The 26,825-nt window shown below is 63.2% G+C and carries 18 protein-coding genes, 1 tRNA gene and 4 pseudogenes; 9 read left to right on the top strand and 14 right to left on the bottom strand.

Annotated elements, in window-relative coordinates; genetic code table 11:
* On the bottom strand, positions 1-3,042 hold the full coding sequence (locus BMX85_RS28110; protein WP_090327597.1) for a response regulator: 3,042 nt from the start codon (positions 3,040-3,042) through the stop codon (positions 1-3).
* A 186-nt stretch (positions 3,043-3,228) separates the two neighbouring features.
* On the opposite strand from BMX85_RS28110, the gene BMX85_RS28105 reads away from it, so the two are divergent.
* Positions 3,229-4,434, top strand: coding sequence for a glycosyltransferase (locus BMX85_RS28105; protein WP_090327198.1), 1,206 nt, complete (start codon positions 3,229-3,231; stop codon positions 4,432-4,434).
* A 73-nt stretch (positions 4,435-4,507) separates the two neighbouring features.
* Here the strand turns inward: BMX85_RS28105 and BMX85_RS28100 are convergent, their stop codons facing one another.
* From BMX85_RS28100 to BMX85_RS28075, 6 genes are all read right to left on the bottom strand, one after another.
* Positions 4,508-5,461 carry a PEP-CTERM sorting domain-containing protein gene (locus BMX85_RS28100; RefSeq protein WP_090327194.1) on the bottom strand — a complete coding sequence of 318 codons (954 nt, stop codon included), beginning with the start codon at positions 5,459-5,461 and terminating at the stop codon, positions 4,508-4,510.
* A 236-nt stretch (positions 5,462-5,697) separates the two neighbouring features.
* Positions 5,698-6,636 carry a PEP-CTERM sorting domain-containing protein gene (locus tag BMX85_RS28095; RefSeq protein ID WP_090327190.1) on the bottom strand — a complete coding sequence of 313 codons (939 nt, stop codon included), beginning with the start codon at positions 6,634-6,636 and terminating at the stop codon, positions 5,698-5,700.
* Between the two features lie 173 nt (positions 6,637-6,809).
* On the bottom strand, positions 6,810-7,499 hold the full coding sequence (locus tag BMX85_RS28090; RefSeq protein WP_090327187.1) for an acyltransferase: 690 nt from the start codon (positions 7,497-7,499) through the stop codon (positions 6,810-6,812).
* A complete protein-coding gene (locus BMX85_RS28085) occupies positions 7,499-8,602 on the bottom strand; it encodes a nitroreductase family protein (RefSeq protein ID WP_090327184.1) in 1,104 nt (367 codons plus the stop codon). The genes BMX85_RS28090 and BMX85_RS28085 overlap by 1 nt, the downstream gene beginning before the upstream one ends.
* Before the next feature lie 122 nt (positions 8,603-8,724).
* On the bottom strand, positions 8,725-8,925 hold the full coding sequence (locus BMX85_RS28080; RefSeq protein ID WP_090327592.1) for a YbdD/YjiX family protein: 201 nt from the start codon (positions 8,923-8,925) through the stop codon (positions 8,725-8,727).
* Complete coding sequence (locus BMX85_RS28075) at positions 8,925-11,009, bottom strand: carbon starvation CstA family protein (RefSeq protein ID WP_090327180.1); 2,085 nt, start codon at positions 11,007-11,009, stop codon at positions 8,925-8,927. The genes BMX85_RS28080 and BMX85_RS28075 overlap by 1 nt, the downstream gene beginning before the upstream one ends.
* A gap of 207 nt (positions 11,010-11,216) precedes the next feature.
* Between BMX85_RS28075 and BMX85_RS28070 the strand changes: the two genes are divergently transcribed.
* From BMX85_RS28070 to BMX85_RS28040, 7 genes and pseudogenes are all read left to right on the top strand, one after another.
* Complete coding sequence (locus BMX85_RS28070) at positions 11,217-12,578, top strand: cache domain-containing protein (protein WP_090327175.1); 1,362 nt, start codon at positions 11,217-11,219, stop codon at positions 12,576-12,578.
* 71 nt (positions 12,579-12,649) lie between these two features.
* A complete protein-coding gene (locus BMX85_RS28065; RefSeq protein WP_090327172.1) occupies positions 12,650-13,267 on the top strand; it encodes a response regulator in 618 nt (205 codons plus the stop codon).
* Positions 13,268-13,544: 277 nt separating this feature from the next.
* Positions 13,545-14,711 (top strand): EAL and HDOD domain-containing protein, encoded by a 1,167-nt coding sequence (locus BMX85_RS28060; protein WP_090327164.1) that lies wholly within the window; start codon positions 13,545-13,547, stop codon positions 14,709-14,711.
* Between the two features lie 3 nt (positions 14,712-14,714).
* Positions 14,715-16,799, top strand: a complete 2,085-nt coding sequence (locus BMX85_RS28055; RefSeq protein WP_090327159.1) for a putative bifunctional diguanylate cyclase/phosphodiesterase — start codon at positions 14,715-14,717, stop codon at positions 16,797-16,799.
* A 59-nt stretch (positions 16,800-16,858) separates the two neighbouring features.
* Positions 16,859-16,948: transfer RNA gene (locus BMX85_RS28050), tRNA-Ser, on the top strand.
* A 251-nt stretch (positions 16,949-17,199) separates the two neighbouring features.
* Positions 17,200-17,745 (top strand): annotated as a pseudogene (locus tag BMX85_RS31225) (PAAR domain-containing protein); the annotation flags it as partial.
* On the top strand, positions 17,742-18,341 hold the full coding sequence (locus BMX85_RS28040; RefSeq protein ID WP_090327155.1) for a type VI secretion system amidase effector protein Tae4: 600 nt from the start codon (positions 17,742-17,744) through the stop codon (positions 18,339-18,341). The pseudogene BMX85_RS31225 and the gene BMX85_RS28040, both read left to right, overlap by 4 nt.
* Before the next feature lie 469 nt (positions 18,342-18,810).
* Here BMX85_RS28040 and BMX85_RS28035 read toward each other — a convergent pair whose 3' ends face one another.
* The 7 genes and pseudogenes from BMX85_RS28035 to BMX85_RS31615 all read right to left on the bottom strand — a co-directional run bounded on the left by BMX85_RS28035 (position 18,811) and on the right by BMX85_RS31615 (position 25,633).
* On the bottom strand, positions 18,811-19,851 hold the full coding sequence (locus BMX85_RS28035; RefSeq protein ID WP_218147417.1) for a site-specific integrase: 1,041 nt from the start codon (positions 19,849-19,851) through the stop codon (positions 18,811-18,813).
* A 9-nt stretch (positions 19,852-19,860) separates the two neighbouring features.
* Positions 19,861-20,647, bottom strand: a pseudogene (istB, locus tag BMX85_RS28030) (IS21-like element helper ATPase IstB).
* Positions 20,644-21,722 (bottom strand): annotated as a pseudogene (gene istA, locus BMX85_RS28025) (IS21 family transposase). Before istA ends, istB begins: the two co-directional pseudogenes overlap by 4 nt.
* A 39-nt stretch (positions 21,723-21,761) precedes the next feature.
* Positions 21,762-22,862 carry an IS110 family RNA-guided transposase gene (locus BMX85_RS28020; protein ID WP_090327150.1) on the bottom strand — a complete coding sequence of 367 codons (1,101 nt, stop codon included), beginning with the start codon at positions 22,860-22,862 and terminating at the stop codon, positions 21,762-21,764.
* A gap of 213 nt (positions 22,863-23,075) precedes the next feature.
* Positions 23,076-23,771: pseudogene (locus BMX85_RS28015) on the bottom strand (IS3 family transposase); the annotation flags it as partial.
* Positions 23,772-23,795: 24 nt separating this feature from the next.
* Positions 23,796-25,151 (bottom strand): IS110 family RNA-guided transposase, encoded by a 1,356-nt coding sequence (locus BMX85_RS28010; RefSeq protein WP_090327138.1) that lies wholly within the window; start codon positions 25,149-25,151, stop codon positions 23,796-23,798.
* A gap of 128 nt (positions 25,152-25,279) precedes the next feature.
* A complete protein-coding gene (locus BMX85_RS31615) occupies positions 25,280-25,633 on the bottom strand; it encodes a transposase (protein WP_090327134.1) in 354 nt (117 codons plus the stop codon).
* 180 nt (positions 25,634-25,813) lie between these two features.
* On the opposite strand from BMX85_RS31615, the gene BMX85_RS28000 reads away from it, so the two are divergent.
* Positions 25,814-26,761 (top strand): PoNe immunity protein domain-containing protein, encoded by a 948-nt coding sequence (locus BMX85_RS28000; RefSeq protein WP_090327129.1) that lies wholly within the window; start codon positions 25,814-25,816, stop codon positions 26,759-26,761.
* The last annotated feature ends 64 nt before the right edge of the window (positions 26,762-26,825 follow it).

Genomic DNA, 26,825 nt, shown 5'->3' with positions numbered 1-26,825 from the left:
TCAAATTTCCTTTTCCAGGATAGCTCCCAATGCCTGCCGTACGGCCTGGAAAGATCGTTCCATATCATCGAGCAGGGCGGCGGCGCCCGCGGTGGTATCGTTGCGGCCCAGCTGTTCCATTTCCCGGCAGCGCTGCGCCAGCGCATCGGCGCCGACGTTGGCGCTGCTCGATTTGAGGCTGTGCGCCGCCTTGCGTATCTGCACGGTGCTGCCGCTGTCGATGGCGGACTTGATGGTGCGCAAATGGGTCGGGGTGTCTTCCAGATACGCCTGCAGCACCCGCTCGAGCAGCGCGTCGCCGTTGCTGGCGCTGAGCGCGCGGATGTTTTCCAGCGCGTGCCGGTTGATCAGCGGTTCCTGTAGCGGCGCGACGCCGGCCGCGACCGGCGCCCCCGCCATGTCGGGCGTCGCGGCGGGGGCGCGCGGTGTTTCGGCCGCGTCGGATGGGCTTGGCGGCGCCGGCGCTTCGGCGGCACCGCCCTGGGGCGCGGGCGCCACCCGAGGCAGCGTGATCCAGCGGCCGATGGTTTGTCCCAGCGCCTGCTGCGTGAACGGCTTGCTCAGGTAGTCGTCCATGCCGGCGGCCAGGCACGATTCGCGGTCGCCCTGCAGGGCGTTGGCGGTGATGGCGATGATCGGCAGGCTGCGCGAACGGCCGCGCTGTTGCTCGTGGCGGCGGATCTCGGTGGTGGCGGCAAAGCCGTCCATCACCGGCATCTGGCAATCCATCAGGATCAGGTCGAAGTCGCCGGCCTGCACCGAACGCAACGCTTCCTGTCCGTTGCAGGCGCGGCTGACGTCCAGGCCCAGGCCTTCAAGCATGGCGCTGGCCACTTCGACGTTGACCGGATTGTCTTCCGCCAGCAACACCTTGCGTCCCTTGCGCGCGCGCTGCGCCGGCAGCGCCGCGCTCGAGCTGAAGGTCGGGCTGAAGGTCGACAGCGGCGGCGCGGCCGGCGAGGCCGCGCCCGTATGCGGCAGGCGGATCGGCCGCTCGTCGCCATGGGCGAACGATGGCAAGCGGGCCGGCAGGGCCGGCGGGGTCGGCAAGTTCGGCAAGCTCTGCGGGGCGGCCGGCGGCGGCGCATGGCGCGCCGGTTCGGCCCTGCGCATCTGGGTCTGGGTGACGACGCAGTCGTACAGGTCGCACTCGCGTGGCGGCTTGATCAGTTGAAAGGCGACCCCGGCCTCGCGCTGCTGGACCCGGTCGGCGGCGTTGCGCTCCGTGCTCAGCAACAGCAGCCGGGTGGCGCCCAGGCCGGTGTCGGCGTGGATCGCCGCCGCCAGCGCCAGGCCGCTGGTGCGCGGCAACTCCATGTCGAGCAGCGCGACGTCGAAGGGCTGCGCGGCCGAGGCGGCGTGGCGCAGCTGTTGCAAGGCTTGCGTGGCCGAGGCGCTGGTGCTGAGCACGCGCCAGCTCGTCAGCCGCCGTTCCAGTTCGGCGCGACTGGTGGGGTTTTCGTCAACAATCAAAGCGCGTATTCCCAAATTGGTGTTGGAAGGATCGTCAAAATCGACGCGTGGTTTATCGAAATTTACGGCAAACCAAAAGATCGACCCTTGAGTTAACGCATGGTCGACGCCTATCGTGCCTCCCATGAGCTCCACCAGTTGTTTTGAGATCGCCAGTCCGAGGCCGGTGCCGCCGTGCTTGCGCGTGGTCGAGCCGTCCGCTTGCGAGAAGGAATCGAAAATGCGCGAGCGCGCCTCGCTCGAGACGCCGATGCCGGTGTCGTGCACCTCGAAGCGCAGGCCGACCGTTTGCGTATCCTCCTGCACCACGGCGACCTTGACGGTGATCTTGCCGCTCTCGGTGAACTTAACGGCGTTGCCCAGCAGATTGAAGATCACCTGGCGCAGGCGGTTCGGATCGCCGTGGATGGCCACCGGGATGTCGTTGGCGATGGCCAGCTCGAGCCGTATGCCCTTGGCCTGCGCCTGCGGCGAAAAGACGTTGTCTATGTCGTCGAGCAAATCGCGGAAGTTGAAGTGGATGTATTCGACCGTCAGCTTGCCGGCCTCGATCTTGGAGAAGTCGAGGATGTCGTTGATGATCACCAGCAAATGCTCGCCGGAGCGCTTGACCATGCTGGTGTAGTGGCGCTGCTGCTCGCTCAGCCGCGTGGCCAGCAGCAACTCGGTCATGCCCAGCACGCCGTTCATCGGCGTGCGGATTTCATGGCTCATCGTGGCCAGGAAGGCGCTCTTCGCCTGGCTGGCGGCCTCGGCCGCGTTCTTGGCCTTTTCCAGCTGCTCGGTGCGCACGCCGACCTGGCGCTCGAGCTGGTCGCGGTATTGCGCCAGCGCGCCGTCGCGCGCCTCGACCTGCGCCAGCATGTCGTTGAAGCTGTCGATCAGCGCGCCAAGCTCGTCGCTGCGCTGGTGGATGATGCGCTCGGTGGGCTGGCCGCGGCTGACCTGCTGCGCCGCCGCGATCAGCTTGCCGACCGGCTCGGCCACGCTGCCCTTGAAGCGCGCCGCCATCAGCAGCGCCGTCATGAACGACAGCACCGCCGCCACGGCCGCCGCCCCCAGGTTTTTCAGGATGTCGCCCCACATGCGCGTCTGCGAACGTTCGATCAGCACGCTGCCGGCGGGCGCGTCGCGGCCCGGGACGTCGCGCAGCAGGCGCAGCGCCGGCGCCCACGGCGGACCGGTGCGTTCGCTGCGCACCTCCGGCCCGGCCGGCGGGATCTCGATCAGCGGCGGCGCTTGCTGCGGGTCGGGCAACTGGCCGGACGCGTAGCGCGCCAGCAGCTTGCCGTCGCCGTCGTACAGCGCCGCCTGCAGGATGTCGTCCTCCGCCACCAGGGTCGCCAGCGTCTGCTCAGCTTGCTTGCGGTCGCCGCGCGATAGCGCGATCATGCTGTTGTTGCCGATCACGCCGGCCAGCGACGACAGTTGCTTGCGCTCGTCGTCGGTGTGGCTGAGCACCGAGGTGACGGCGAAGGCGATAAACACCAGCATCAAGGCACTGCCCGTCGACAGCACGGAAATGATGGTCAGTTTCTGGCTCAGGCCGGAACGTTCGAAATTGAACATCGCGTGGCGGTTCCCAACGATACAGTGGGCGCCGAAGGCGTCGACGCGGGCGGTGCGCGGCACACGATTCTTGAGTGCCACTAGGAAAAATATATGCATGTGGCAAGGACGATGTTGATCTAGGTCTAAGGCTGCACGTTTGCGCGTACGCGAACCGCGCGGGATACCACACTTCAAGCTGGCGATATGGAACGAAAAAAGATCTTGTTCATGGCGGAGGCGGTGACGTTGGCCCACGTGGGCCGCCCGCTGGCGCTGGCGGCGACGCTCGATCGCGGGCGCTACGACGTCCACATCGGCTGCGCGCCCGGCTTTGAAATGTTTTTCAAGGGCAGCGACGTGCGCAGCTGGGGCATCACCAGCATTTCCAGCGCGCGCTTCCTGGCCGCGTTGGCCGCCGGCAAGCCGGTGTACGACGCGGCGACCTTGCGCGGCTATGTCGAAGACGACCTGCGCGTGTTGAACCAGGTGCGCCCGGACGTGGTGATCGGCGATTTCCGCTTGTCACTGTCGATCAGCGCGCGGCTGGCGCGCGTTCCGTATGTGGGCGTGATCAACGCCTACTGGAGTCCCCACGTGCGACAGCATTACCGCGTGCCGGCGATCGGCCTGTCGCGCGTGTTGCCGATCGCGATCGCCGACCGGCTGTTCAAGCTGGCGCGCCCGCTGGCGTTCGCCCTGCACAGCGTGCCGCTGAACCGGGTGCGGCGCGCGTACGGGCTGGCGCCGCTCGGCCACGATCTGCGCCGCGTCTACACCGACGCCGACCAGGTGCTGTACGCCGACATCCCCGAGATGTTTCCGGCAACGGATTTGCCCGCCACGCATGGTTATCTGGGGCCGGTGACGTGGTCGCCGCCCACCGGGTTGCCGGACTGGTGGGACGCCTTGCCGGCCGACAAGCCGGTGGTCTATGTGACGTTGGGCAGTTCGGGCCAGGGCGCCTTGCTGCCGCGGGTGTTGCAGGCGCTGGCGCCGTTGCCGGTCGGCGTGGTCGCCGCCACCGCCGGCAAGGTGGACATGCAAGCGGTCCCGCCCAACGCGCGCGTGGCCGCCTACCTGCCGGGCATCGCGGCGGCCCGGCGCGCCAGCCTGGTCGTCTGCAACGGCGGCAGTCCGACCAGCCAGCAGGCGTTGAGCGCCTGCGTGCCGGTGCTGGGCATCGCCGGCAACCTCGACCAGTACCTGAACATGCACGGCGTGGTGGCCAGCGGCGCCGGCGCCTTGCTGCGCTCGGACCGCTTGAGCGAGGACGGGCTGCGCCGCGCCGCCATCGACCTGCTCGAACAGCCCGGCGCCAAGGCCTGCGCGCGCAAGGTGGCCGAGCAGTTCGTCCGCTACGACGCCGGCGCCCGGCTGTCGGCGCTGCTGCTCAAGCTGTTGCCCTGGTGACGCGGCGACGGCGGGCGAAAAAAAACGGACCGAGGTCGCCGCCAGGGTCCGCCAAAGTTACACAGCCGCGATATCAGGAGTTGCTCCCGGTTTTGAGTTTCCGGCGGCTGCCCATTGCCAGGCCGGCGAAGCCCAGGCCCATGATGGCCAGGGTGCCCGGTTCCGGCACCGCCGCGACGGCGAACGACTGCGACGAATCGACCTTCAGGAACGGCACCGTGGTGGGCGTGGCGCCGTCCCACATCATCGTCGGCGAGAAGAACGAGGGCACGTTGGTGGTGCCGGTGATCTTGTCCTGGAAGATGGAACCGGTGACGATGTCCAGGTAGGCCGGGTCGACGTAGTCGATCATGAAGCGCGAATCGAACGAGCCGGTGCCGACCGCGCCGCTGGCGGTGAAGCTGGCGTCGTTGAACACCAGGTGGCCCGACAGGATGATGATGCCGTCGCCGTCGGTGTCGCCGGGCGAGGTGCCGCAGCCGGCCGAGGTCGAACCGGTGCCGTAGCAGCGCACGGTGCCGGTGCCGTTGCCCGGCACGGCGCGGCTGCTGCCGGCGCCGGGGGTGATCTGGTCGAAGTAGATGGCCAGGTTTTGCACGCCGGCGCGCAGCGGATCGACGTCCATCGCGGCCGACTGCGATGGCGGCAAGGTGAAGTGGGCGGTGGTCGGCGTCTGGAAGTCGACCAGCTCCTGGAAGCGCACCACCTTGCTGATTTCGAAGGTGGTGTTCAAGCCGGCGGGCGTGACGATGGCCGGCACGTTGCTGTTCGACATGGTGCCGATGACCATCTGCGAACGCAGCTCGGTCAGGTACGGCGCGCCGGCGCCGGGGCCGACCGTGATGCCGGGGATGAAGCCGGTGGCCAGGCCGGTGTCGGTGACGTTGGTCCACAGGTCGGCGTAGGTGGTGTAGCTGCCGCTGCCGGTGACGTCGAGGCCCACGGTGGGGCCGGCGCTGGCGCTGAGCGGCGCGGCCAGGGCGGTGGCGATCGCGGCGGCGGCCAGTGCGGGTTTGAGGATGTTCATGGGTGTGCTCCCTGGAGTTGGCGGACCCCGGAAATCGGGATCGTATGGGCTCTACAGCAAAACCCTTGCCAAGCAAGGTGAACCGTGAGAAATCAAGCACTTGCGCAACGCCGGCGCGACGCTTGGGCAACTATTGTAAAAAAAGCCGTCAATAAAAAAAACGGACCGCGAGCATGGCGCCGGGTCCGTTGAAAAAGGCCGGGGAGGCTGCCGTCGTTGCAACGGCGAACGGCCGCTCAGCAAGGCGCGTTGAGCTTACGGCGCTTGCTCAGCGCCAGGCCGGCCAGGCCCAGGCCGATGATGGCCACGGTGCCCGGTTCCGGCACGGCGAAGGATTGCGAGGAGTCCACTTTCAGGAACGGCACGGTGGTGGGCGTGGCGCCGTCCCACATCGAGGTCGGTGTAAAGAATGACGGCACGTTGGTGGTGCCGGTGAATTTATCGATGAACACCGAACCGGTGACGATGTCCAGGTAGGCCGGGTCGACATAGTCGATGACGAAGCGGGTGTCGAACGAACCGGTGCCGACGGCGCCGCTGGCGGTGAAGCTGGCGACGTTGAAGACCAGGTGGCCCGACAGGATCATGATGCCGTCGCCGTCCGGGTCGCCCGCGCCGCCGCCGCAACCGTTGGCGGCGCCGCCGGTCACGCCGGTGCCGTAGCAGCGCACCGTGTCGACGCCGTTGCCGGGCACGGCCTGGCTGGGGCCGCCGGGGGTGATCTGGTCGAAGAACACCGCGAAGTTCTGCACCCCGGCGCGGGTGGGGTCGACGTCCATCGCCGCCGACTGGCTCGGCGCCAGCCCGAACGTGGCGGTGGTGGCGTTTTGCGACGTGACCAGTTCCTCGAAGCGCACCACCTTGGTCAGCTCGAAGCTGGTGTTGAGGCCGGGCGGGGTGACGATGGCGCCGAGATTGCTGTTGCTCATGGTGCCGATGACGGTCTGCGTGTGCAGCTCGGTCACGTACGGCGCGATGCCGCCGGGGCCGACGATGGCGCCGGGCACGAAGCCGGTGACCACGGCGGTGTCGGTGATGTTGGTCCACAGGTCGGCGTAGGTGGTGTAGGTGCCGGTGCCGGTGGGATCGAGGCCGACCACGGGGGCGGCGAGCGCGCCCAGCGGCGCGGCCAGCGCGGCGGCGAGGAGGGCGGCGGCGGGTTTGTAATAGTTCATAGCTGTTCCCCAAGAAATAGAAGACCCTGGAAATCAAGGTCGCTCCACGTCTTCAGCAAAACCCCTGCCAGCCGCGGCGAAGCCTGTGGATTCAAGGGCTTGCGTCGCGATGCGTGTTGCGGATCGAACAGTGCGTAAAAAATACCGGCACTTGCTTGATCTGGTTCATTGCCCTAGCCCAGCTCGTTTGCCTTTAGTGTCGGGGCCGCTTTGAGTTTGCGCGCCGGAATGCCGCCCCAGATTTCGCCGGCGCCGATCTGGGTATCCTTGGTGACCACCGCGCCGGCCGAGACGATGGCGTGGTCGCCGATGCGCACGCCGGCCATCACCACCGCCTTGGCGCCGATGGTGACGCCGTCGCCGATGACGACCGCTTTCAGTTCCAGCCGGCAGCCTTCGATCACGTGCGCGAACACCACCGCGTCGTGGCCGATGATGGTGTTGCTGCCGATCCGCGTGAGCGGCGGGTCGAGCAGGGCGCCGGCGCTGTAGGTGTTGGCGCCCAGCCTGGCGCCGAGCGCCAGGTAGATCAGCCGCACGATCGGCACCGGGATGAAATGCGTGCGGATCAGCGAATTGAACAGCAGCAGGTAGAACAGGATGTTGACGTTGGCGGCCAGCTCGTGGCGCGAGTGCTCGGCCACCTCGCCCTCGCGCAGCGGCACGGCCGACAGGAAGCCGCGGTACACGGCGAACGCCGCCAGATAGGTCAGCAGCACGGCCGCCAGCAGCAGCGCCACGCCGCGGAAATCGCCCAGCGGCAGGCCGCCCAGCAGCAGCGCGGTGGCGCCGACGCCCAGCGCCAGGATCAAGCCCAGCAAGGCGAGGAAGACGGCGATCTGCAACGGTTTGATGGCGCGCATCAGCCGCCCTCCGCCGGCGGGCCGACCAGCAGTTCGTTGAGCGGCCTGCGGATCGAGCGCGCCGCCGCCGCCGCGCCGGCGCCGATGCGGCCCATGAACACGGCGGTCTCCCACACTTGCCGGCCGACCAGCCGCTCGCCCTGTTGCGCCAGCTCGGCCGCGCGCTGCTGCATGCCCGGCGTGCCGGAAAACACGCGGCCGTCGCGCACGTAGCGGCAAAAGATCAGCGGCGTCAGCTCCGGCTGCAATTGCAGGCCCTGCGCGGTGGCCGTCAGCCAGAAGCGCTGCATGGCGCGGCCGGCCGCCACGTAGTCGTCGATGCGCTGCGGGCGGCGCTGCGCCGTCAGCACGAAGTGAGCGGCGCAGGCCAGGCCCGGGATCAGGTCCATCTGCAGGCGCGGCGCCACCGTGCCGGCCAGCCAGGTGTTGAAGAATTCCACGCGGCGCCAGTCGCGCATGATCCAGCGCATCAGCTTGGCGGTCAGCGGGTCCACGCCCAGCGCCTGGTCGGGCATGCGGTCGGCGCTGTAGCGGGCGTTCCATTCGATCACGGCCTGGTGCACCTGGTGCGCCTCCGGCATCGTCAGCCGCAGCTTGGCGTTGCGGTACATCAAGCGCGCCGCCGCCACGCGCTGGCGGCCCTCGAGCCACGTGACGCCGAAGCCCGGCGGCAGGCTGGCCGTCAGCGCGCTCTTCTCGCCCGGCGTCAGCGGGCGCCGGCTCAGCGGCCGGCGCTGCACGCTGCGCGCCAGGATGGCGTCGGCCAGCGGATCGCCCGCGCGCCGCGGCGCCGGCACGAAGTCGACGAGGAACGTCGGGCGCGCGTCGGGCGCCTCCGGTCGCCGCGCGATTTGCGCCGCCAGCCCGAAGCGGCTGGCGGCGATGGCCATGGTTTCCAGCAGCGCGCCCAGCGAGAGCTGGCTGGGGTGGCCGTCGAGGTCGTAGACGCAGTGGTCGCGCGTGTCGTGGCCGTGCACGACCAGGCGGCGCGGGTCGAGGATCTGGAAGCGCCACGGCTGGGTGTTGTCGCCGCTGGGCGCCCAGCGCGCCAGTTCGAGGATCTGTTCCAGCGTGGAATCCAGATGTTGTTCCATCTTGCTCATGATGCATCTCCGGGACGGCGCCGCTTGGCCAAGGAGTTTAGACAGATGAGCTAAATCAAAAGTTCCGTGAAAATTCCGCGCCGGGCGAAAAAAAAGCCGGTTCAACCGAACCGGCCTTCTCGCTAGCAGCAACCGCCGCGCTTGCCGGCGCCGCCGTAGCGCGCCTCCTGGCGCTCGCGGAAGAACTCCTCGTACGTCATCATCGGTTCGCCGGGATGGGTGGCTTCCCGATGGCTGACATACGTGTCGTAGTCGGGCAGGCCCATCATCAGGCGCATGCTTTGCCCGAGATAGCGGCCCGCCTTGGCGATGTCGCCCAACATCATTGCACCTTGGGCGCCAGCACCATCGGGCTTTCCATGGCGGTCGGCTTGCTGCTGGCGCGCGCCAGCATCACGGTGCGGATGCCGAACACCAGCACGCTGAGCACGACGATGACGAAGAAGCCGGCCAGCGACGCGTCCAGGTAATCGTTGAACACGATCTGGTGCATCTGCGCCACCGACTTGGCCGGCGCCAGCAGCTTGCCCTCGTCGAGCGCGCCCTGGTATTTGGCGGCGTGCGCCAGGAAACCGATTTTCGGATTGGCGTCGAAGATCTTTTGCCACCCGGCCGTCAACGTGCACAGCAGCAGCCAGATGGTCGGCACGATGGTGACCCAGGCGAACTTGCCGCGCTTCATCTTGAACAGCACGCAAGTGCCCAGCATCAGCGCGATCGCCGCCAGCATCTGGTTGGCGATGCCGAACAGCGGCCACAGGGTGTTGATGCCGCCCAGCGGATCGACCACGCCCTGGTACAGGAAGTAGCCCCAGGCCGCCACGCACAGCGCGGTCGCGGTCAGGTTGGCGAACACGTTCTCGGTCTTTTTCATCGACGGCACGAAGGCGCCGAGCAAATCCTGCAGCATGAAGCGGCCGGCGCGGGTGCCGGCGTCGACGGCGGTGAGGATGAACAGCGCCTCGAACAGGATGGCGAAGTGGTACCAGAACGCCATCATCGCCTGGCCGCCGATGACGTTCGACAGGATGTGGGCCATGCCGACGGCCAGCGTCGGGGCGCCGCCGGCGCGCGAGATGATGCTGTGCTCGCCGACATCCTTGGCGGTCTGGGTCAGCATTTCGGGCGTCACATAAAAGCCCCACTGCGAGATCGCCGCAGCGGCGGACTCGGCGGTGGTGCCGATCAGCGCGGCCGGCGAGTTCATGGCGAAGTAGATGCCCGGCTCGATGGTCGAGGCGGCCACCAGCGCCATGATGGCGACGAACGATTCCATCAGCATGGCGCCGTAGCCGATGAAGCGGGCGTGGCTTTCATTCTCGATCATCTTGGGCGTGGTGCCCGACGAGATCAGCGCGTGGAAGCCGGACACGGCGCCGCAGGCGATGGTGATGAACAGGAACGGGAACATCGAGCCGGACCAGACCGGGCCGGTGCCGTCGATGAATTGCGTGAACGCCGGCATTTTCAGGTACGGGGCGACGAACAGGATGCCCAGCGCCAGGCCGACGATGGTGCCGATCTTGAGGAAGGTCGACAGGTAGTCGCGCGGCGCCAGCAGCAGCCACACCGGCAGCACCGAGGCGACGAAGCCGTAGCCGATCAGCATCCAGGTCAGCTCGGTGCCGGTGAAGTTGAACATCGGCGCCAGCGCCGGATTTTCCTGCACGTACTGGCCGCCGAAGATGGCCGCCATCAGCAGCACGAAGCCGATGATCGACACCTCGCCGATGCGGCCGACGCGGATGTAGCGCGAATACACGCCCATGAACAGCGCGATCGGGATCGTCATCATGACGGTGAAGCTGCCCCACGGCGAGCCGGTCAGCGCCTTGACCACGATCAGTGCCAGCACCGCCAGGATGATGACCATGATCATGAAGGTGCCCAACAGCGCGATCATGCCGGGGATCTGGCCCAGTTCGGACTTGATCAGGTCGCCCAGCGAGCGGCCGTCGCGGCGCATCGAGATGAACAGCACGATGAAGTCCTGCACGGCGCCGGCGAACACCACGCCGGCCAGGATCCACAGCATGCCGGGCAGATAGCCCATCTGCGCGGCCAGCACCGGCCCGACCAGCGGACCGGCGCCGGCGATGGCGGCGAAGTGGTGGCCGAACAGCACGTATTTATTGGTCGGCACATAGTCGAGGCCGTCGTTCAGCTTGGCGGCCGGCGTCATGCGCCGGTCGTCGAGCCCCAGCACCTTGTCGGCGATGTACAGGCTGTAATAGCGGTAGGCGATCAGGTAGACGCACACGGCGGCGATGACGATCCAGATCGCGCTGACGGACTCGCCGCGCTTGAGCGCCACCACGCCCAGCGCGGCGGCGCCGCACAGGGCCAGCGCCGCCCAGCCGAGCTTGCTGGCCAGGGTCTGGGGTGTACTAGTGGGTAAAGATTTCATGCTTCCTCCAAGGAGATTCCGAATTTCGTCTGGTGCTGCCTTGGCCTTGTCAATCCGGCATCGTGGCAGCTTATGGCGAGTATTCACGAAGCTGATAATCGGCGCAAGCGCAGCACTACGCAGGCGCGCTAGGTAGTACTACGTACGACCGGGCGCGCGCGGGGGCGTAGAATCGCGGAAATTGGATATTCGGATGGGCGGTGTTTCATGAAGTTGCGGCAAAAAGTCATATTCCTGGCCATCACGCCGCTGATCCTGGCGCTGTGCGCGATCGCGCTGGCGGTGCGGCACCAGTCCGTGCTGCTGGCCCAGCAGCAGCGCGAGACCATCCAGCAAGCGTATCTCAGCAGCAAAGAGGCCGAGCTCAAGCATTACGTCGCGCTGGCCTCGCATTCGATCTCGCACCTGTACCATTCCGGCCGCAACGACCCGGCCACGCTGGAGGAGGCCAAGCGCATCCTGTCGTCGCTGAGCTACGGCGACGACGGTTATTTCTTTTTGTACGATATGAGCGGCAACACCCTGATGCATCCGCGCCAGCCCGAGCTGGTGGGCAAGAACCTGTTCGAGCTGCGCGACGCGCTGGGCCGGCCGACGATCCAGAACCTGCTGCAGCGCGCCCGCGCCGGTGGCGGCTTGGAGCGCTACATGTGGATCAAGCCGTCGACGCGCAAGCCGGTCGCCAAGCTCGGCTATGTGATCGCGATGCCGAACTGGGGCTGGATGATGGGCACCGGCATCTATCTGGACGACGTCGACCGCGCGCTGGCCAAGATCGACATCCAGCAATCGGGCAACATCCACAACACGATGCTGTGGATCGCCGCCATCGCCATCGCCGCCTCGGTGACGGTGGCCAGCACCGGGCTGGCGCTCAATATCAGCGAATTCCGCGTCGCCGACGCCAAGCTCAAGGTGCTGGCGCAGCGGGTGGTCGAATCGCAGGAGCAGGAGCGGGCGCGGCTGTCGCGCGACTTGCACGACGGTATCAGCCAGTGGCTGGTGTCGATCAAGTTGCAGATCGAGGCCGGGATGATCCGGCTGTCGTCGGACAAAGCGGAGCAGCGCCAGGCCGCGCACGCGGTGTTCGAGCACGCCGCCGGGCAGTTGAGCAATGTGATGGGCGAGGTGCGCCGCATCTCGCACAACCTGCGCCCGGCCATCCTCGACGACCTGGGGCTGGCGGCGGCGCTGCACCACCTGGGCCAGGAATACACGCTCAGCAGCGGCACGCCGGTGCGCTTCGAGGCCAGCGGCATCACCGACGGGCTGGCCGACGTCGCCAACACGGTGCTGTTCCGCATCGCCCAGGAGGCGTTGACCAACATCGAGCGCCACGCCGCCGCCAGCGCCATCGAGATCGGCCTGACCGGCGACGGCAAGGGCGTCAACCTGCGCATCAGCGACGACGGCGTCGGCTTCGACGCCGAGGGCATCGCGCTGCATCCGAAGCACGGCATCGGCCTGCGCAACATGATGGAGCGGATGGACGCCATCGGCGGCCGCTTCGAGATCGTCTCGTCGTCGGACGGCACCGTGCTGAGCGCCTACGCCGCCAACAATAGCTGAACAACGCCGGCGCAACGGCTAATATGAACCACCGCCGCCGAATTTTTTAAAGTACCGGGAAGACGCACGCCATGAGCTCAACAATCAAAATCCTGCTGGTCGACGACCACCCCCTGGTGCGCGACGGCCTGCGCGCGCGGCTGGAGGCGATGGCGCAGTTCGAGGTCGTGGCCGAGGCCGGCGGCGCGGCCGAGGCGCTGGAGCAGGCGGGCCAGTGCGCGGTCGACCTGGTGCTGATGGATATCAATATGCGCGGCACCAACGGCATCGAGGCGACCGCCCAGTTCAAGCAGGCGTTCCCCCGCATCGCGGTGCTGATCCTGTCGATGCACGACAAGCTCGAGTACGTCTCGCAGGCGATCCAGGCCGGCGCGCGCGGCTACGTGCTCAAGGACGCGCCCGGCAAGGACATCGTCGTCGCCATCGAGACCGTCATGTCCGGCGGCATTTACTACAGCGCCGCGCTGGCGCGCCAGCTGGCGCAGCCGCAAAACCAGGACAACCAGCTGACCTCGCGCGAGCACGAGGTGTTGCGCCACATCGCCAACGGCGAATCGAACAAGCAGATCGCCCGCGCGCTCGACCTGAGCGTGCGCACCGTCGAGACGCACCGGCTCAACATCAAACGCAAGCTGGGCATCGAAGGACAGGCCGAATTGATCCGTTTTGCCGTCCAGCATGCCCAGTGACATAACTTTCACCATGATTCTTTGTTTGGATGCAACAAAATCGAGCCGAACCTCTAATACTGTTGAGCAATTTCTAATATTCCGTGTTTGTCCGGCAATATCTGATATATTCTAACTGCTTAGAAAATTGCAATTGTGTAAAAAGAAAAATGTTTTTGTGTGCAGTCAGTTGTTCCTATACTGGTCATATTTGCAAATTACTCTACTGCCCCATGGTATTTGTTTGCCCCGTCATAGTTGAACGATCGCTGCGCGCACCACCCTCGATGAGAAATTGATGCCCGCGCCCGATACTAGCCCGTTCCCCCTCGTGGAATTCCAAGCGGTGTCCAACGCTCGCAACGAGTGGGTGGCGCTGACTTTCGAATTGTCCGCCGACACGGGCGACGCTTTCCAGTCCACGCTCACCCTGTTCAGAACGCCCGACGCCTTTGCCGCGCTGGCGCCGCTCGATTGCATCGTGCCGGTGCCCGATCCGGCGGCGCTGGAACTGTCGCAGCTGTCGAGCCTGCCGCCGGCCCGCGTGATGCTGCGCGTGCCGGCCGCACGCTGCGCCGAGGTGCCGGTGCAAAAGAAACTCGCCACCATCGCCGAGGCCGGCTACCGCATCATGATCGAAGGCGTCAGCGCCGGCTCGGCCGCCACCATGTGCGGCGCCACGTCGCTGATGGTGGACGCCTCGCTCAAGCTGCCGCCGGTGATCGCGCTGATCGGCCAGCCCGGCCCGCACCTGGCCACCAATATGCACAGCGAGCTGCGCATCGCCGAATGCGCGCACGCCGGCTTCCACTGGTTCAGCGGCGACTACGCGCTGCATCCGTCGCAGGAGGGCGCCGGCGACGGCACCTCGCGCAAGCGGCTGCTGGCGCTGCTGGGCATGCTGGCGCGCGACGCCGACTCGCGCGAACTCGAAGTGCTGCTCAAGCAAGACCCGGCGCTGTCCTACCACTTGCTGAAACTGGTCAACTCGGCGGCGTTCGCGCTCAGTTCGCCGATCCACAGCTTCGGCCAGGCGATCAACGTGCTGGGGCGGCGCCAGCTGCAACGCTGGCTGCAATTGCTGCTGTACGCGCGCCAGCAGGACGACGGCCTGGCCAACCCGCTGCTGCCGCTGGCGGCGGTGCGCGCGGCCCACATGGAAGCGCTCAGCAAGTCGCTCGGCTGGGACCGCGACCAGCAGGACATGGCCTTCGTCGCCGGCGTGTTCTCGCTGCTCGACGTGTTGCTGGGCATGTCGATGACGGAAATCGTCGCCGCGCTCAGCCTGGACCTGGATGTCGTCATGGCGCTGCTGGACCGCGGCGGCCCGCTGGGCGAGCTGCTCAGCCTGGTCGAGCACCACGACCGCGACGCGCTCGACAAGGCCGGCATCGGCGCCGACACCTACTGGCAAGCGCAGCTGCAGGCCTACCACTGGGCCATCCAGGTCAGCAGGAATCTCTAAGCCATGGCCGACCATCCCGTCTCCGACTTCCTCAGCCACAGCGCCGCCGTCTGCGACGCTGTGTTGCGACTGCGCGGCAGCGCCATGGCCGAGGAACTGGGACGCATCGTGCGCAGCGTCACCAACAGCCCGCTGGGCGAATACCTGCCGGCCGACGCCGTCTCGCTGCTGGTCGCGCCGCCGGTCGAGGAAATCGTCGCCGCCAACGACGCCGCCGTTCCCAGCCTGACGCAGGACATCTGGTTCGAGGACCGCTATTTCGGCCGCTTCACCGTCTCCGGACGGCTCGGCTACAGCGACGCCGACCGCCAGCACCTGGCCAGCCTCGCCACGCTGGCCGGCAGCGTGCTGCAAGTGCACTCGCTGGCGCAGCGCAGCACCCACGCCTACGTCCAGGTCGAGTCGCAATTGCAGCACCAGGCGCAGATCCTCGACCACATCCACGAATCGGTGGTCACGATGGACATGAACGGCTTCATCCTGAGCTGGAACAAGGGCGCCGAGCGGCTGTTCGGCTACACCTCGGTCGAAGCGGTGGGGCGCAACATCCTGTTCCTGTACGACGACGAAGACATCGACGCCCACGACCCGTTCCTCGAGCAGGGCGGGCGGCTGATGGAAGTGCGGCGCAAGAAAAAATCGGGCGAGGTGTTCTGGGCCAGCCTGTCGCTGTCGCCGCTGTGCGACCTCAACAAGCGATCGATGGGCCTGATCGCCTACCTCACCGACATCACCGAGCGCAAGCTGGCCGAAGAGCGCATCCACCACCTTGCGTACTACGACGCGCTGACCAACCTGCCGAACCGCACGCTGCTGACCAAGCTGGTCGACCAGGCGCTGATGGTGGCGCAGCGCGGCAAGCTGCAAGGCTGCGTGCTGTTCATCGACCTGAACCGCTTCAAGATGATCAACGACACGCTCGGGCGCAAGGTCGGCGACGAATTGCTGTGCGAAGTGGCGCGCCGCTTCCGCACGGTGCTGCGCGACCAGGACCTGGTGGCGCGGCTGGGCGGCGACGAATTCGCCATCGGCCTGTTCGACCTCGGCCAGCACTTCGAAGCGAGCATGATCGCGCAAAAGCTGCTCGCCACGCTCAACAGCCCGATCATGATCGACGGCCACGATTTGCGGGTCGGCGGCAGCATCGGCATCAGCGTCTATCCGCAGGACGGCGACGACGCCGAAACCTTGCTGCGGCTGGCCGACATCGCCATGTACCGCGCCAAGCAGGAGGGCGGCGTCAACGGCGACCACGTCGCCTTCTACAGCCAGGACATGAACCAGGGCATGCAGGAGCGCATGCGCATCGAAACCGGGCTGCGCTACGCGCTCGGCAACGGCGAGCTGCTGCTGCACTACCAGCCAAAATTCTCCATCGACAACGGCAAGATCATCGGCGCCGAAGCGCTGGTGCGCTGGCGCCATCCGCAGCGCGGCCTGGTGCCGCCGGCCGAGTTCATCCCGCTGGCCGAGGCGACCGGGCTGGTGGTGCAGGTGGGCGAATGGGTGCTGGAGGCGGCCTGTGCGCAGGCCAAGCTGTGGAAGGACGCCGGCTTGCCGCCGATCCGGCTGGCGGTCAACGTCTCGGCGCGCGAGTTCACCGCGTCGCTGCCGGGGCGGGTGATGGATACGCTCAACCGCTACGGGCTGGAACCGTCGTGGCTGGAGCTGGAGATCACCGAAAGCACCTTGATGCACAACATCGACCGCGTGATCGGCATCATGGACCGGATCACGGCGCTGGGCGTGACGTTGTCGCTGGACGATTTCGGCACCGGATATTCGAGCCTGTCGTACCTGAAGCGCTTCCCGATCGACACGTTGAAGATCGACCGCTCGTTCACGATCGGCATACCGAGCGACGCCAACGATTGCGCGATCGCCAACACGATCATCAGCATCGCCCAGCAGTTGAAGCACAAGGTGATCGCCGAGGGCGTGGAGACGGTCGAGCAGCTGGCGTTCCTGAAGAATTCCGGCTGCGACGAGGTGCAGGGCTATCTGTTCTCGCAACCGCTGGAGGCGGCGGCCTTCGAGCTGGCGCTGCGCGAGAACTGGACGCCGGGGCGGGCAAGCCGAGCGGCCTGACGACGTCTTCCGCGCGATTACCCATCAACGGGTTGAATTCTGTATAATGCTGCGCCATAGGAAGCGTGGCCGAGTGGTTGAAGGCAGCAGTCTTGAAAACTGCCGACGGTGTGAGCCGTTCGTGAGTTCGAATCTCACCGCTTCCGCCACCGCATATTACTAAGCCCTTGATTTTAAAGGGCTTTTTTCGTTTCTGACGTAGCTGCGAAAAAATAAGCCTTCCGCAGATCCCCGTGTTATCAGACTAGTTGCGGAAACGTTTCCGCAACTAGCATGGTGATAACGGATTCAATGCCTCGCTGAGACTGTAAAATTGCGTTAAAATTAATATGATGAAATAAATATCATCCTCTTTGGGGAGCATCGCATGCCTGAGATAATCCGATAGGGCGACACCACAAGTCACGGCGGCACAGTATTGGAGGGATCGCCGCTTGACCTGTGCATGGGTAAGCCCATCTCATATTTCGGCCACAAGGTGTACTGCCCAAAGTGCAAAGGCACATTTGTGATCGCCGAAGATGTGACCACAACGTCATTCTATGGCCAAGGTGTGGCGGTAGCGGGAATGAAATCCTCGTGCGGCGCCGTTCTTATCGCTTCCCAATTCACTGACACAGTGGAATGGAGTTCAGGCACAAGGCAAGCCGCTGAGCATTCAATTGCGACTGCGGCGGCTGCAGCGCAATTGGCGCCGGGGGCTTTGCCTCCAAGCTCGTCTGGCGCGGCCTCAAAGGCCGCCGAAAGCTATGACAAACAACCCCAGCTTGACGCCAGCGAAATCGATGGCGTTCCGTATTTCGTCGAAACGCAGGACGGACGACGCTTCTCTGGCCGCGCAGCTATGGAAGGCATACTCCCCCGTGTAGAAACTTATAACGAAGAGGAATACACCGTTTATTGGGGCGATGTAGCCTTGGATAAAATGGAAGAGGTCGGCCGATGACAACGGTTCTCAAGCAACACGCGAAGGTCAAGACCAACACCACGAAGGACTCCGTGTGCAAGATCGATGTGCCCGTGGTGCGCTTCGCCGATCTGTGGAAATCTTATCCGAAGAGCTCTCCATATTTGGACCCGAAAACAGGGGCGCCGCCGCCAGGCTACGACAACCAGTGCGCGATTAAAGTTAGTTGGGCGATACAAGGGGTCGGAGTGCAAATGGTCTCGTTCAAACAGGCCGCAGTATCAGTGGATGGAAAAAAGCTTGCGATTCGTGCCGAGGAGCTTGCCGCGTGGCTCAAAAAGCAGCCGTTCTGCGGTTTGCCTAAAGCTCCGGTTGCGGTCACTGGTAAAGACTGGACGAAGAAAATCGCGGGTAGGACCGGTATTTTATTCTTTAAAAATTATTGGCAACGCGACGGTGAGAGAGACCCCTCGGGCGATCACATTGATCTCTGGAATGGTTCACGATTGACTTCAACCGGCTTTCTAGGCTCGCTTGAGACGTTCGCACGCTTTACTATGGGAATTCAAAGTTTGCCGAGGCTATACTCCGACCTTGGCGGCTCATCGGAGATCCTCTTTTGGGAAATAAAATGATGCGGATTCTGGCCGCCATCGCTGCCGGCTTGACGGGTTTTTTGGTGACATGGCTCAGCCTCCGCTTGACTCAAGAAATCCATTGGCCAGGAGCGCCGGCACCGACAAGTGGCTGCTTTGCGATAAGCGACTGTCCTCATCACTGGTGGACACTGCCCACATTCTTTCTCGTTTTATTTGGGCCCGCGATACTGTACATGATGGTTGCTCAAGTGGGAATGGCCAAGCGTTGGCCTCGGCGTTATTGGATAAGAGTTTTCTCAGCTATGGCAGTGGTTACGGTGCTGGTCTATATTGCCTACCATGCGGTCCTAAAATATTTAGGCTGAGCATCGTAAGGCTTTGTTGCGAAAATAAATTAAGAGCGGCCAGCCATGCACCCGCCAAGGGAACTGCCCCATGGTCCGCGATGGGGCGAAAACCGACCTTAGCCTGGCTCGTTGCGGAGCCAGGCTGGGAATGTTCGGTCTTAGCGCGTAGGTTTGACGGACTGCCCAACGCGGCGATAAACGCGGTCGGTAATGTCCTGCTCGGTGTGTCCCAACAGCGCGCTTGCATCGGCCGCGTCCACGATCTCGCTGGCGGACTTGGCCCGAATGTCGCGGAACTGGAAGAGAGCGATCCGCTCGGCGAGGACGTGCTGCTCCTCCTTCTTGCATGTCTCGATAGCCGCTTTGCGGGCGGTGTCGAAACGAAGGCGCAGATTCCACTTGTTGAGCTGCTGGCCGTCCGGTAGCGATACCAGGTACGACCCGCGTTTGCGACCTGGGCGTGCCTGAATGCGCTCGATGACGCTGGCCAGCTCCGATTTGATCTCGCCCTGGTACAGCATGATGCGCAACAGCTTCCCTGTCTTCGCTTGGCGGACAAGTAGGGCGTTGTTGCTGATGTCCGGGTCGGCCATCTTCAGCACGTCCGCCGGCCGCTGGCCAGTCAGATAGTTCAAGTCCATTGCGTCTTGAAGCTCGACGCTCGCATGGCGATAGACCGCGTCCCAAACCGCTTTGTCCGCGTAGAAGTCGCGCGGCTTCTCCTTGTTCTTGCGGATGCCTCGGCAAGGGTTCTCATTGGTCGTATAGCCCCATTCCCGCGCCATGTTGAAGATGTGAGACAGCAGCGTCACCTCTCGGTTTGCGCGTACCTTGGCGGTGCGGGCGTCGCGGTAGCTGGCGATGTGCTGCGGCGTCAGCGCGTCAATCGGCGCGTTGGCAAACGCCAGGCGCAACTGTTTGATCGAGCCGTTGTTCTCTCGCTGAGTGTTAACGCCTTTCATCGGCAGAATGTCCTTGATATAGCGGTCGAAGACGAAGCGCATCGGCGTCGCTTCTGTGGGTATCGGCTTGCACTCCAGCTGCGCCCACTTACGTTTCGCTTCGTTGAGATCGGTGCCTAGCGGGAACTCCTTACGCTTGCCTTCCTCGTCGCGGCCGCTTGTCAACGGCGATTGAAAACTGATACAGATTTCGTCGTGCCAGCGATTTAAAACTGATACACCGCCGTCGCCAAACACCGTCCGTGCTCAGCCATTTTCCGCCACCTCGCTCCCACGCATCATGCCGGCCTGGCGCTGATGTTTGAGGCGGTAATTTTCCCCCGCGATCGGCACGATGTGTGCGTGGTGCAGCAGCCGGTCGAGCAGCGCCGCCGTCAGCGTTGTATCCTGCGCGAAGGTCATGTCCCATTGACCGAACGGCAGGTTGCTCGTGACGATCAGGCTACTGCGCTCGTACAGCGCCGCGATGACCTGGAAGAACAAGTTCGCTTGCTCCCGGGTCATCGGCAGATAGCCGATCTCGTCGATGAACAGCAGCCGGTACGCCTCGATCGCCCGGTCCATCACCGCCTTCAAATTGTTCTGCGTATGGGCGGTCGTCAAGCTCAGCATCAGATCGGCCGCCGTCGTGAAGCGCGTCTTGATGCCGGCCTGCGTGGCCTTGTAGCCCAAGCGCCATGGCCAGATGCGTCTTGCCCACGCCGCTGGGCCCTACCAGCACCACGTTCTCGTGTCGTTCCACGAAGCCAAGGCCTGCCAGCTCATCGATCTGGCTGCGTTTGACGCCTTTGGCGAAGTCGTAGTTGAACTCGTCCAAAGTCTTCACCACCGGGAAGCCCGCCAGCCGGGTCATCGTGCTTTGCTTCCTGGCGTTGCGCCCGGCGGCCTCCTCCCGCAACAATCCTTCCAAAAAGTCACTGTAGGCCATGTCCTGCTTGGCCGCCTTCTGGCTTGCGGCGCCGTAGCCTTGCGCCACGAAGGGCAACTTCAGGCTTTCGCACAACGCCGCGATCCGCTCATGCTGCAGGTTCATGCCGCCACTCCTTCCGCTACCCGTCCCAGCAACGCGTCGTACACCTGCAAGGGATGCTGCAACGGCGACGGCTGCGCGATCCTGCTCACCACGGCCGCCGGCCGTGGCGGCGCCACCGGCGCCGCTGTTGGCTGCGGCCTGGCCGCGGCGATGTTGGCGCGCCATGGCGGCGGCAGCGGTTGAAGATGCGGCGCCTCCCGTTTGAGCACCGCCGCCGGCGCTTCCTTGATCGTGCCGTGGATACGCGCATTGGCGACATCGCGCAGCCAGTGCGCCACCTCGACGTTGGCCGTGACCACATCGAGGCGCTGTCCGCTCTGCGCCAGCCGGCTCGCCAGCGGCACATAAAACGACCGGCGCAGGTAGCCGTTGAAGCGCTCGACCTTGCCCTTGGTCTTGGCCCGGTACGGCTGGCACAGCTTGATCACGAAACCGCTGTGCCTGGCGTAGTCGAGGAACCCGGCGTGGTAACGGTGCTCGCCGTCGCCATAGGCGTCGCGTTCAAGCACGACCGTTTTCATGTTGTCGTACAGGACCCGCCTGGTCACGCCACCGAACGCCGCGAAGGCCCGCTCGTGGCACGCGATGAGCGTCTCCACCTTCATGTTGCTGACGAACTCCACGTAGCTGGCACGGCTGAAACCGAGCGTGGCGCAGAAGGCGTGCAGCGGCGCGCCGCCTTTGCGGAACTCGACCCAATCCACCTGCAACTGCTCGCCCATCGCCGTCTCGAAGCGCACCACCGGCTCGGCCGCCGGCGCTGGCCGCAACGTCCTCATAAAGGCGCGCAACTGGCTCATGCCGCCCTGGTAGCCACGTCGACGATCTCCCGATGCAGCACCGTGGCGGGAATCACGTCGGGATGCGCGGCCTGCTGGCGCCCACGCAAATACTGCTCGAACGGCGCCAGCTTCGTCGGGCGTTTGTGCTTGCGCTCGTACTTCGGCACCGTCTCCAGTGCCAGGTGCCGCCGCACCGTATTGACCGCGCAACCCACCTCGGCGGCGATCTGCCGTAGGCTTAACCCATGCTTCTTCAGTAATTGAATTTCCACGTACACCTCTTTGGGTTTCAAGGCCGCTCCGCAAAGCGACCATCTTCTCAAACTTGTGTATCAGTTTTCAATCGCTGCCTGTATCAGTTTACAACCGCTGCTGACACTGGTCGAGCCGGCCACCTGTAGATCGCGCAATATAACTCGGTAAAGCTCCCGGACGAGGTATCTCTTCAGGCAGCGATGTATTTCCTTGTTGGACATGCCTTCAGTGGTCCGCCTTTCAACATAAGCACGCGTTCTCGGTTCACTTCGCATCCGGACCATCGCGATGGTCCACAAGGCATTGTTGCCTTGTCGATCGCCACCGCGATTTAGTCTATGCCGTATCGTCTTGCCGGAGGACGCGGGCAGCGGGTTTACTCCGCAAAGTGCCGCTAGTGCCGACTCGCTGCGCAGACGTTCAGGATTATCACCGGCTACGGCAATCAAGATTGCTGCGGTCTGCGGTCCCACACCGAACTGCTGACGAAGGCTTGGCGCAAATTGACTCGTCAACTTATCAAGCGTGTTGTCGAGTTCTTTGAGTTCATCCGCCAGCGTCAGCCAGCGCTTCGCCAGCAGGCGCAGCGTCGTGGTCAATGCCATGAGTACAGTCGTCGTGCCTAACTGTTCAAGATCAGCGCACGCCGCGACGCATTTCTCAGCCTTGGTTTTCCAAAGACGTTCACGGATTTCCTGCGGTGCACTAACCAGGATGGCTCGCAACTGATTGATCGCTTGTGTTTTTGCCTTTATGGCACTTCGCCTGGCAACTGAAACAGTGCGCATAGCCTCTGCTCCTCCTGACTGGGACTTTGGAATTGCTGTCGCCTCGCCGGCAAGCACCGCGCGCGCAGCGTTCTCCGCGTCCGTGGGATCCGACTTTCCTCTTAAACGGCGCTTACTCCGGTTAGGCCGGTTGACTTCGAGAACCTCAATTCCTTGCTCGCGTAAAACGCGAGCAAGGCCAGCGCCATAGGTCCCAGTGCCCTCAACGCCGGCACGTCGAATACAACCCAGTGAGCGTGCCCATTCGACTAGTTCCAGATGGCCACGTGCGCTGGTTTCTGCCGCAAATGTTCCAAGAAACTTGCCTGTGTGACTGATGACTGCGCCGACGTTGACCTCCAAGTGCGTGTCGACTCCAAGAACAACTTCGTTTTGTAGTTGATCGTCCATTTGCGCTCCGAAAGAATGGTAGGCGCATCACCAACCCCACTTCCCGGACAGGACACTCACGGTGCAGGACAAAGCTCCTATTAGGTCACAGGCAACGGGCCCGGCAACGCTCGGGGAACGCTCTGCCAAATCGACAGGTCAACGCAAAGGCACAGAACCAATCCCAGCACGGGTCAGATTTGATAGGCGTTCGCTGCTCATCATAGACTGAGTGTCCCAGCAGTTACCGCGACGGCTCATGCTGCAAACGATGCCGTGGGATTCGAGTAGCCGCTGAAAATTCTCGCTCGTGTATTGCGCTCCCTGGTCTGAATGATGCAGCACGGCACGAGGACGGCCGCGACGGAAAATAGCCATCATCAGTGCATCCATGACGAGCTGCGCCGTCATCGTCGGTTGCATCGACCGGCCCACCACACGCCGTGAGTACAGGTCGAGGACGACAGCAACGAATAGCCAGCCTTCGCCGGTCCACACGTAGGTAAAGTCTGCTGCCCATTTCTGGTTCGGCCCTGTCGCTTCAAATTGCCGGTCCAGCAGATTCGGCGCAATGGCATGGACAGGGGAATCAAGCTGTCCTGGTGCTCGACGCCGCTTGTGACGTGCCTTAATGCCAGCAGCGCTCATTAACCGTGCCACACGGTTCTCGCTACAGGTGAAACCAGCGTCGATAAGGTCTCGCACTACGCGCGGTGAACCATATGTGCCATCGCTGGCTTCGTGACTATCCTTGATTGCCTTGAGGAGCTCGGCATTCTCGCGCTCGTGAGCGCTCGCCGGCCGCCCAAGCCAATCGTAAAAGCCGCTGCTCGATACGCCGAGTAGCCGGCACATCGCTCGCGTCGGCCAGATGGTTCGATATTTGGCGATGAAGCCGTACTTCACTTGAGGTCGGCTGCGAAGTAGCCGAGCGCCTTCCTAAGAAACTCATCTCTATATCGGTGACTCCTCTGGCTGCAGCGAGTATCCAAACTGTGCAGCGCGCCGGTGCAGCTGTTTGATGACGCGTTCTCGATATTGCTGTTCGTAGTGATCCGCCCCGGGATCACGGTAGTCCATTCCGTAACGCATGGCGTTGTAAAACAGGACTGCGATCTTGCGCGCAGTAGCTGTGACGGCCTTTGCATTGCCGATCCGGCCGGCGAGGCGGCGGTAGAAGGCACCGAGCGCGGTGTTGCTTCGCCCGACCGTCACCGCCGCGAGCCTGAGCGCGACGGTAAGTCGGCTGCTCGTTTTACGCGTGTGCGCCGACAGCACCTTCCCGCCGCTGATTTTGCAGCCGGGAGAAAGTGTCAGCCAAGAGGTGAAGTGTTTGGCGGTTCGCCAACGACTTAGATCTGTCCCGCATTCGCCGATCAGGCGCAGTGCCAGGAACGGACCGACGCCATGGATTTGTGTCAGGTCTGTGCCAGCGAGTTGGTACATGGCCAGGCGCACATTGAAGTTTGGATCGCTAGGCATTTTGCTGCGGTGCTTTGCCTTTGGGAGCGGGGCATCCGGCATCGGGCGTTCGATATTGAGTCCCGCGACGGCTTTTTCGATCTCGGCATCGCACTCGTCGATGCATTGCTGATAGAAGTCGTACAGCGCAAGTGACTGACGCAACGCGAACAAATGTTCCGGCTGATAGTTTCCGACCAGTGCGCCGCGAATTGTTTCGATACCCTCCTTGCACCGGACATCGCGCATCGCGGCGAGTTTGTCTGGGTCGCGTTCGCCGGCGACGATGGCCCGGATGATGCGCATGCCTGTCACGCCAGTGATGGTCGCGATCACATGGTGCAATTGGATATTCATGTAGGTCAGCGCCTTCTGCATGTGCTGGATGTGCGCGGCGGCATAATCCGTATGTTTTTCGCGGGCGCGCAGGTAGGCTCGTAGCTCGGCGATGTCACGGTCTGGTCGAAAGCTTGCACGCAACAGGCAGCATGCGTGCAGCCGCTGCAGCCATTGAGCGTCGTTGACATCGCTCTTCCTGCCAGGGACGGCGCGCGCTTCCCGGGCGTTGGCGAAAATGACTTCGAGGCCGTGGGACTCCAACACTTCGAAGGCCGCAACCCAATAGACGCCTGTCGATTCCATCACGACAGTCTTGGTTCCGGTCGCAATGAGCCAGTCCGCCATGCGCTCCAAATCGGCGGTGAATGCTTGGAACGTCTGGACCGGCTCATCGCACAAGTCGGGACTGACGGCAGCGACATGAAATCGCGAACCGATATCGATGCCGGCCGCGTATGGGTGAATGATCGGGAGCCCCGTGGGCTTCGATCTCGTTCGTTCTTTGGGCATGATCCCCTCCTGGTTTTTTAAGCGCAGGACGGGGACTCGGATTTGATCAATTTCCTAAACGGGGTCGTCCGAGGACGCCACCCCAGATGAGTCCGCAGCTTCCCCTGGGCCAGGTTTTTTGACGGGGTCTATGCCTCCAAGAAGCTAACGGCCACTGACTCTGCGTGCCACCAGTGTACTCGTCCAGAGTTTCTATTCATAAGGGCCACGGGCAACCGTGTGGGGCGGTTTTTTAGTATGTCGCGCTCCATCTTGACCTTCGCAAGCTCGCGCCGCATACGCTCGTACTCTTGGGCCGAGACTTTCTCGCGCCCGACTGCAACCTCTGCATCGACGTTGGCGTCTCTGCACCACCGTCCCAGCAAATTGGCGCCAATGCCGAGGTCACGGGCAATCGCCGCCTTGCTCGCACCAGGCCGGCCTACCAGCTTGACTGCTTCGCACTTAAACTCTTCTGAAAATACTCGTCTTTCACGTGCCATTTAATACCTCCGATAGGAACATCATACCTATCGAAAGTGTCCGTCCTGGTGGGGGAAGGCCATCGGCATGACGAAAAAGAAGTGAAAGCGGCTGTTAATCATAAACATACTAAACTTGGTTTGGAACTTGAGCCATAGAACAATTCCGCATCTAGCACCGATCTTAATCAGGTAAATTTTATGCAATTCCATGAAAAACGTAGGCAGCAATTCTTAAATGAAACGGCTTTTGCAAAAACGACGAATTTTTTTATCATTACTGCGCACGCGGAACTGTCACGCGAACTAGGCGATCCAAGTAATGATGCACTGGGCCGCAGTCTTGTGTCAGCAGCGATCGCCGATTATACAGTTACAAATTATTTATTGCGCTACACCGCAGGCGAATCATTGGATTGGTTGCGGGATAACCTTACCGAAGTTATAAAGGTTCATGAGCAATCAACTAAATATGTTAGGGAATATCAGCATGACTCGGCGTTTCCGCCTTTGCGCTTTGCCGAAATAGATGACTATGAGCGCGCAATGCAACTCATTGGCCTTTGCTATCTGCTACATCGTCGTGACCTATTACCACGACTGGCGGCAATGCTAGACGGCGCATTTGCCGGCAAAGATACGCTCTATGAGGACTTGTTTGCCTATGAACTCAAGGATCGTTACGAAGTCGACGAGTGGTACCACGACGCGCCCTATCGCGACATCATCAATAGCTTTTATCGCGACACGCCAGAGGAGAGCATTCGGGACATCGAGAACTATTTGAAGGCTTGGTACAAGTCTATGAAAAAAGCGCCATGGCACGACAGTCACTTGAGCATGAACGCAGAAGGTTGCGGCGCGTATTTTGGCTATTGGGCGATTGAAGCCGCTGCGGCTGCCTATCTTTTGGAGCTGGACGATCACAGTTTTCGAGACCATATCGTGTATCCAAAAGATCTGGTGGACTACGCCAGAAAGTTCGACAAACAAGCCCCACCTATGTCCACAGGGCCAGAAGAACTGCGTGTCGAAGGGGGCAACCCTTGCCCCCAGGCGGGTTACTGGTTTACCCCTGCCATCACCGACAGTCTTCGTCATTTCGAGAAAGGCGAGATGGTAATCCCCCCAGCAAATGATCGCGTTTAAAAGTAGAATTTTCTAAACTCAGATTTTTTGAAAGTTCTGCATGAAGACGTCCCGTTTTACCGAT

This window comes from Duganella sp. CF517, assembly GCF_900110275.1.
Taxonomy (GTDB): domain Bacteria; phylum Pseudomonadota; class Gammaproteobacteria; order Burkholderiales; family Burkholderiaceae_D; genus Rugamonas.
This window is presented reverse-complemented; position numbering and strand designations above follow the sequence as displayed.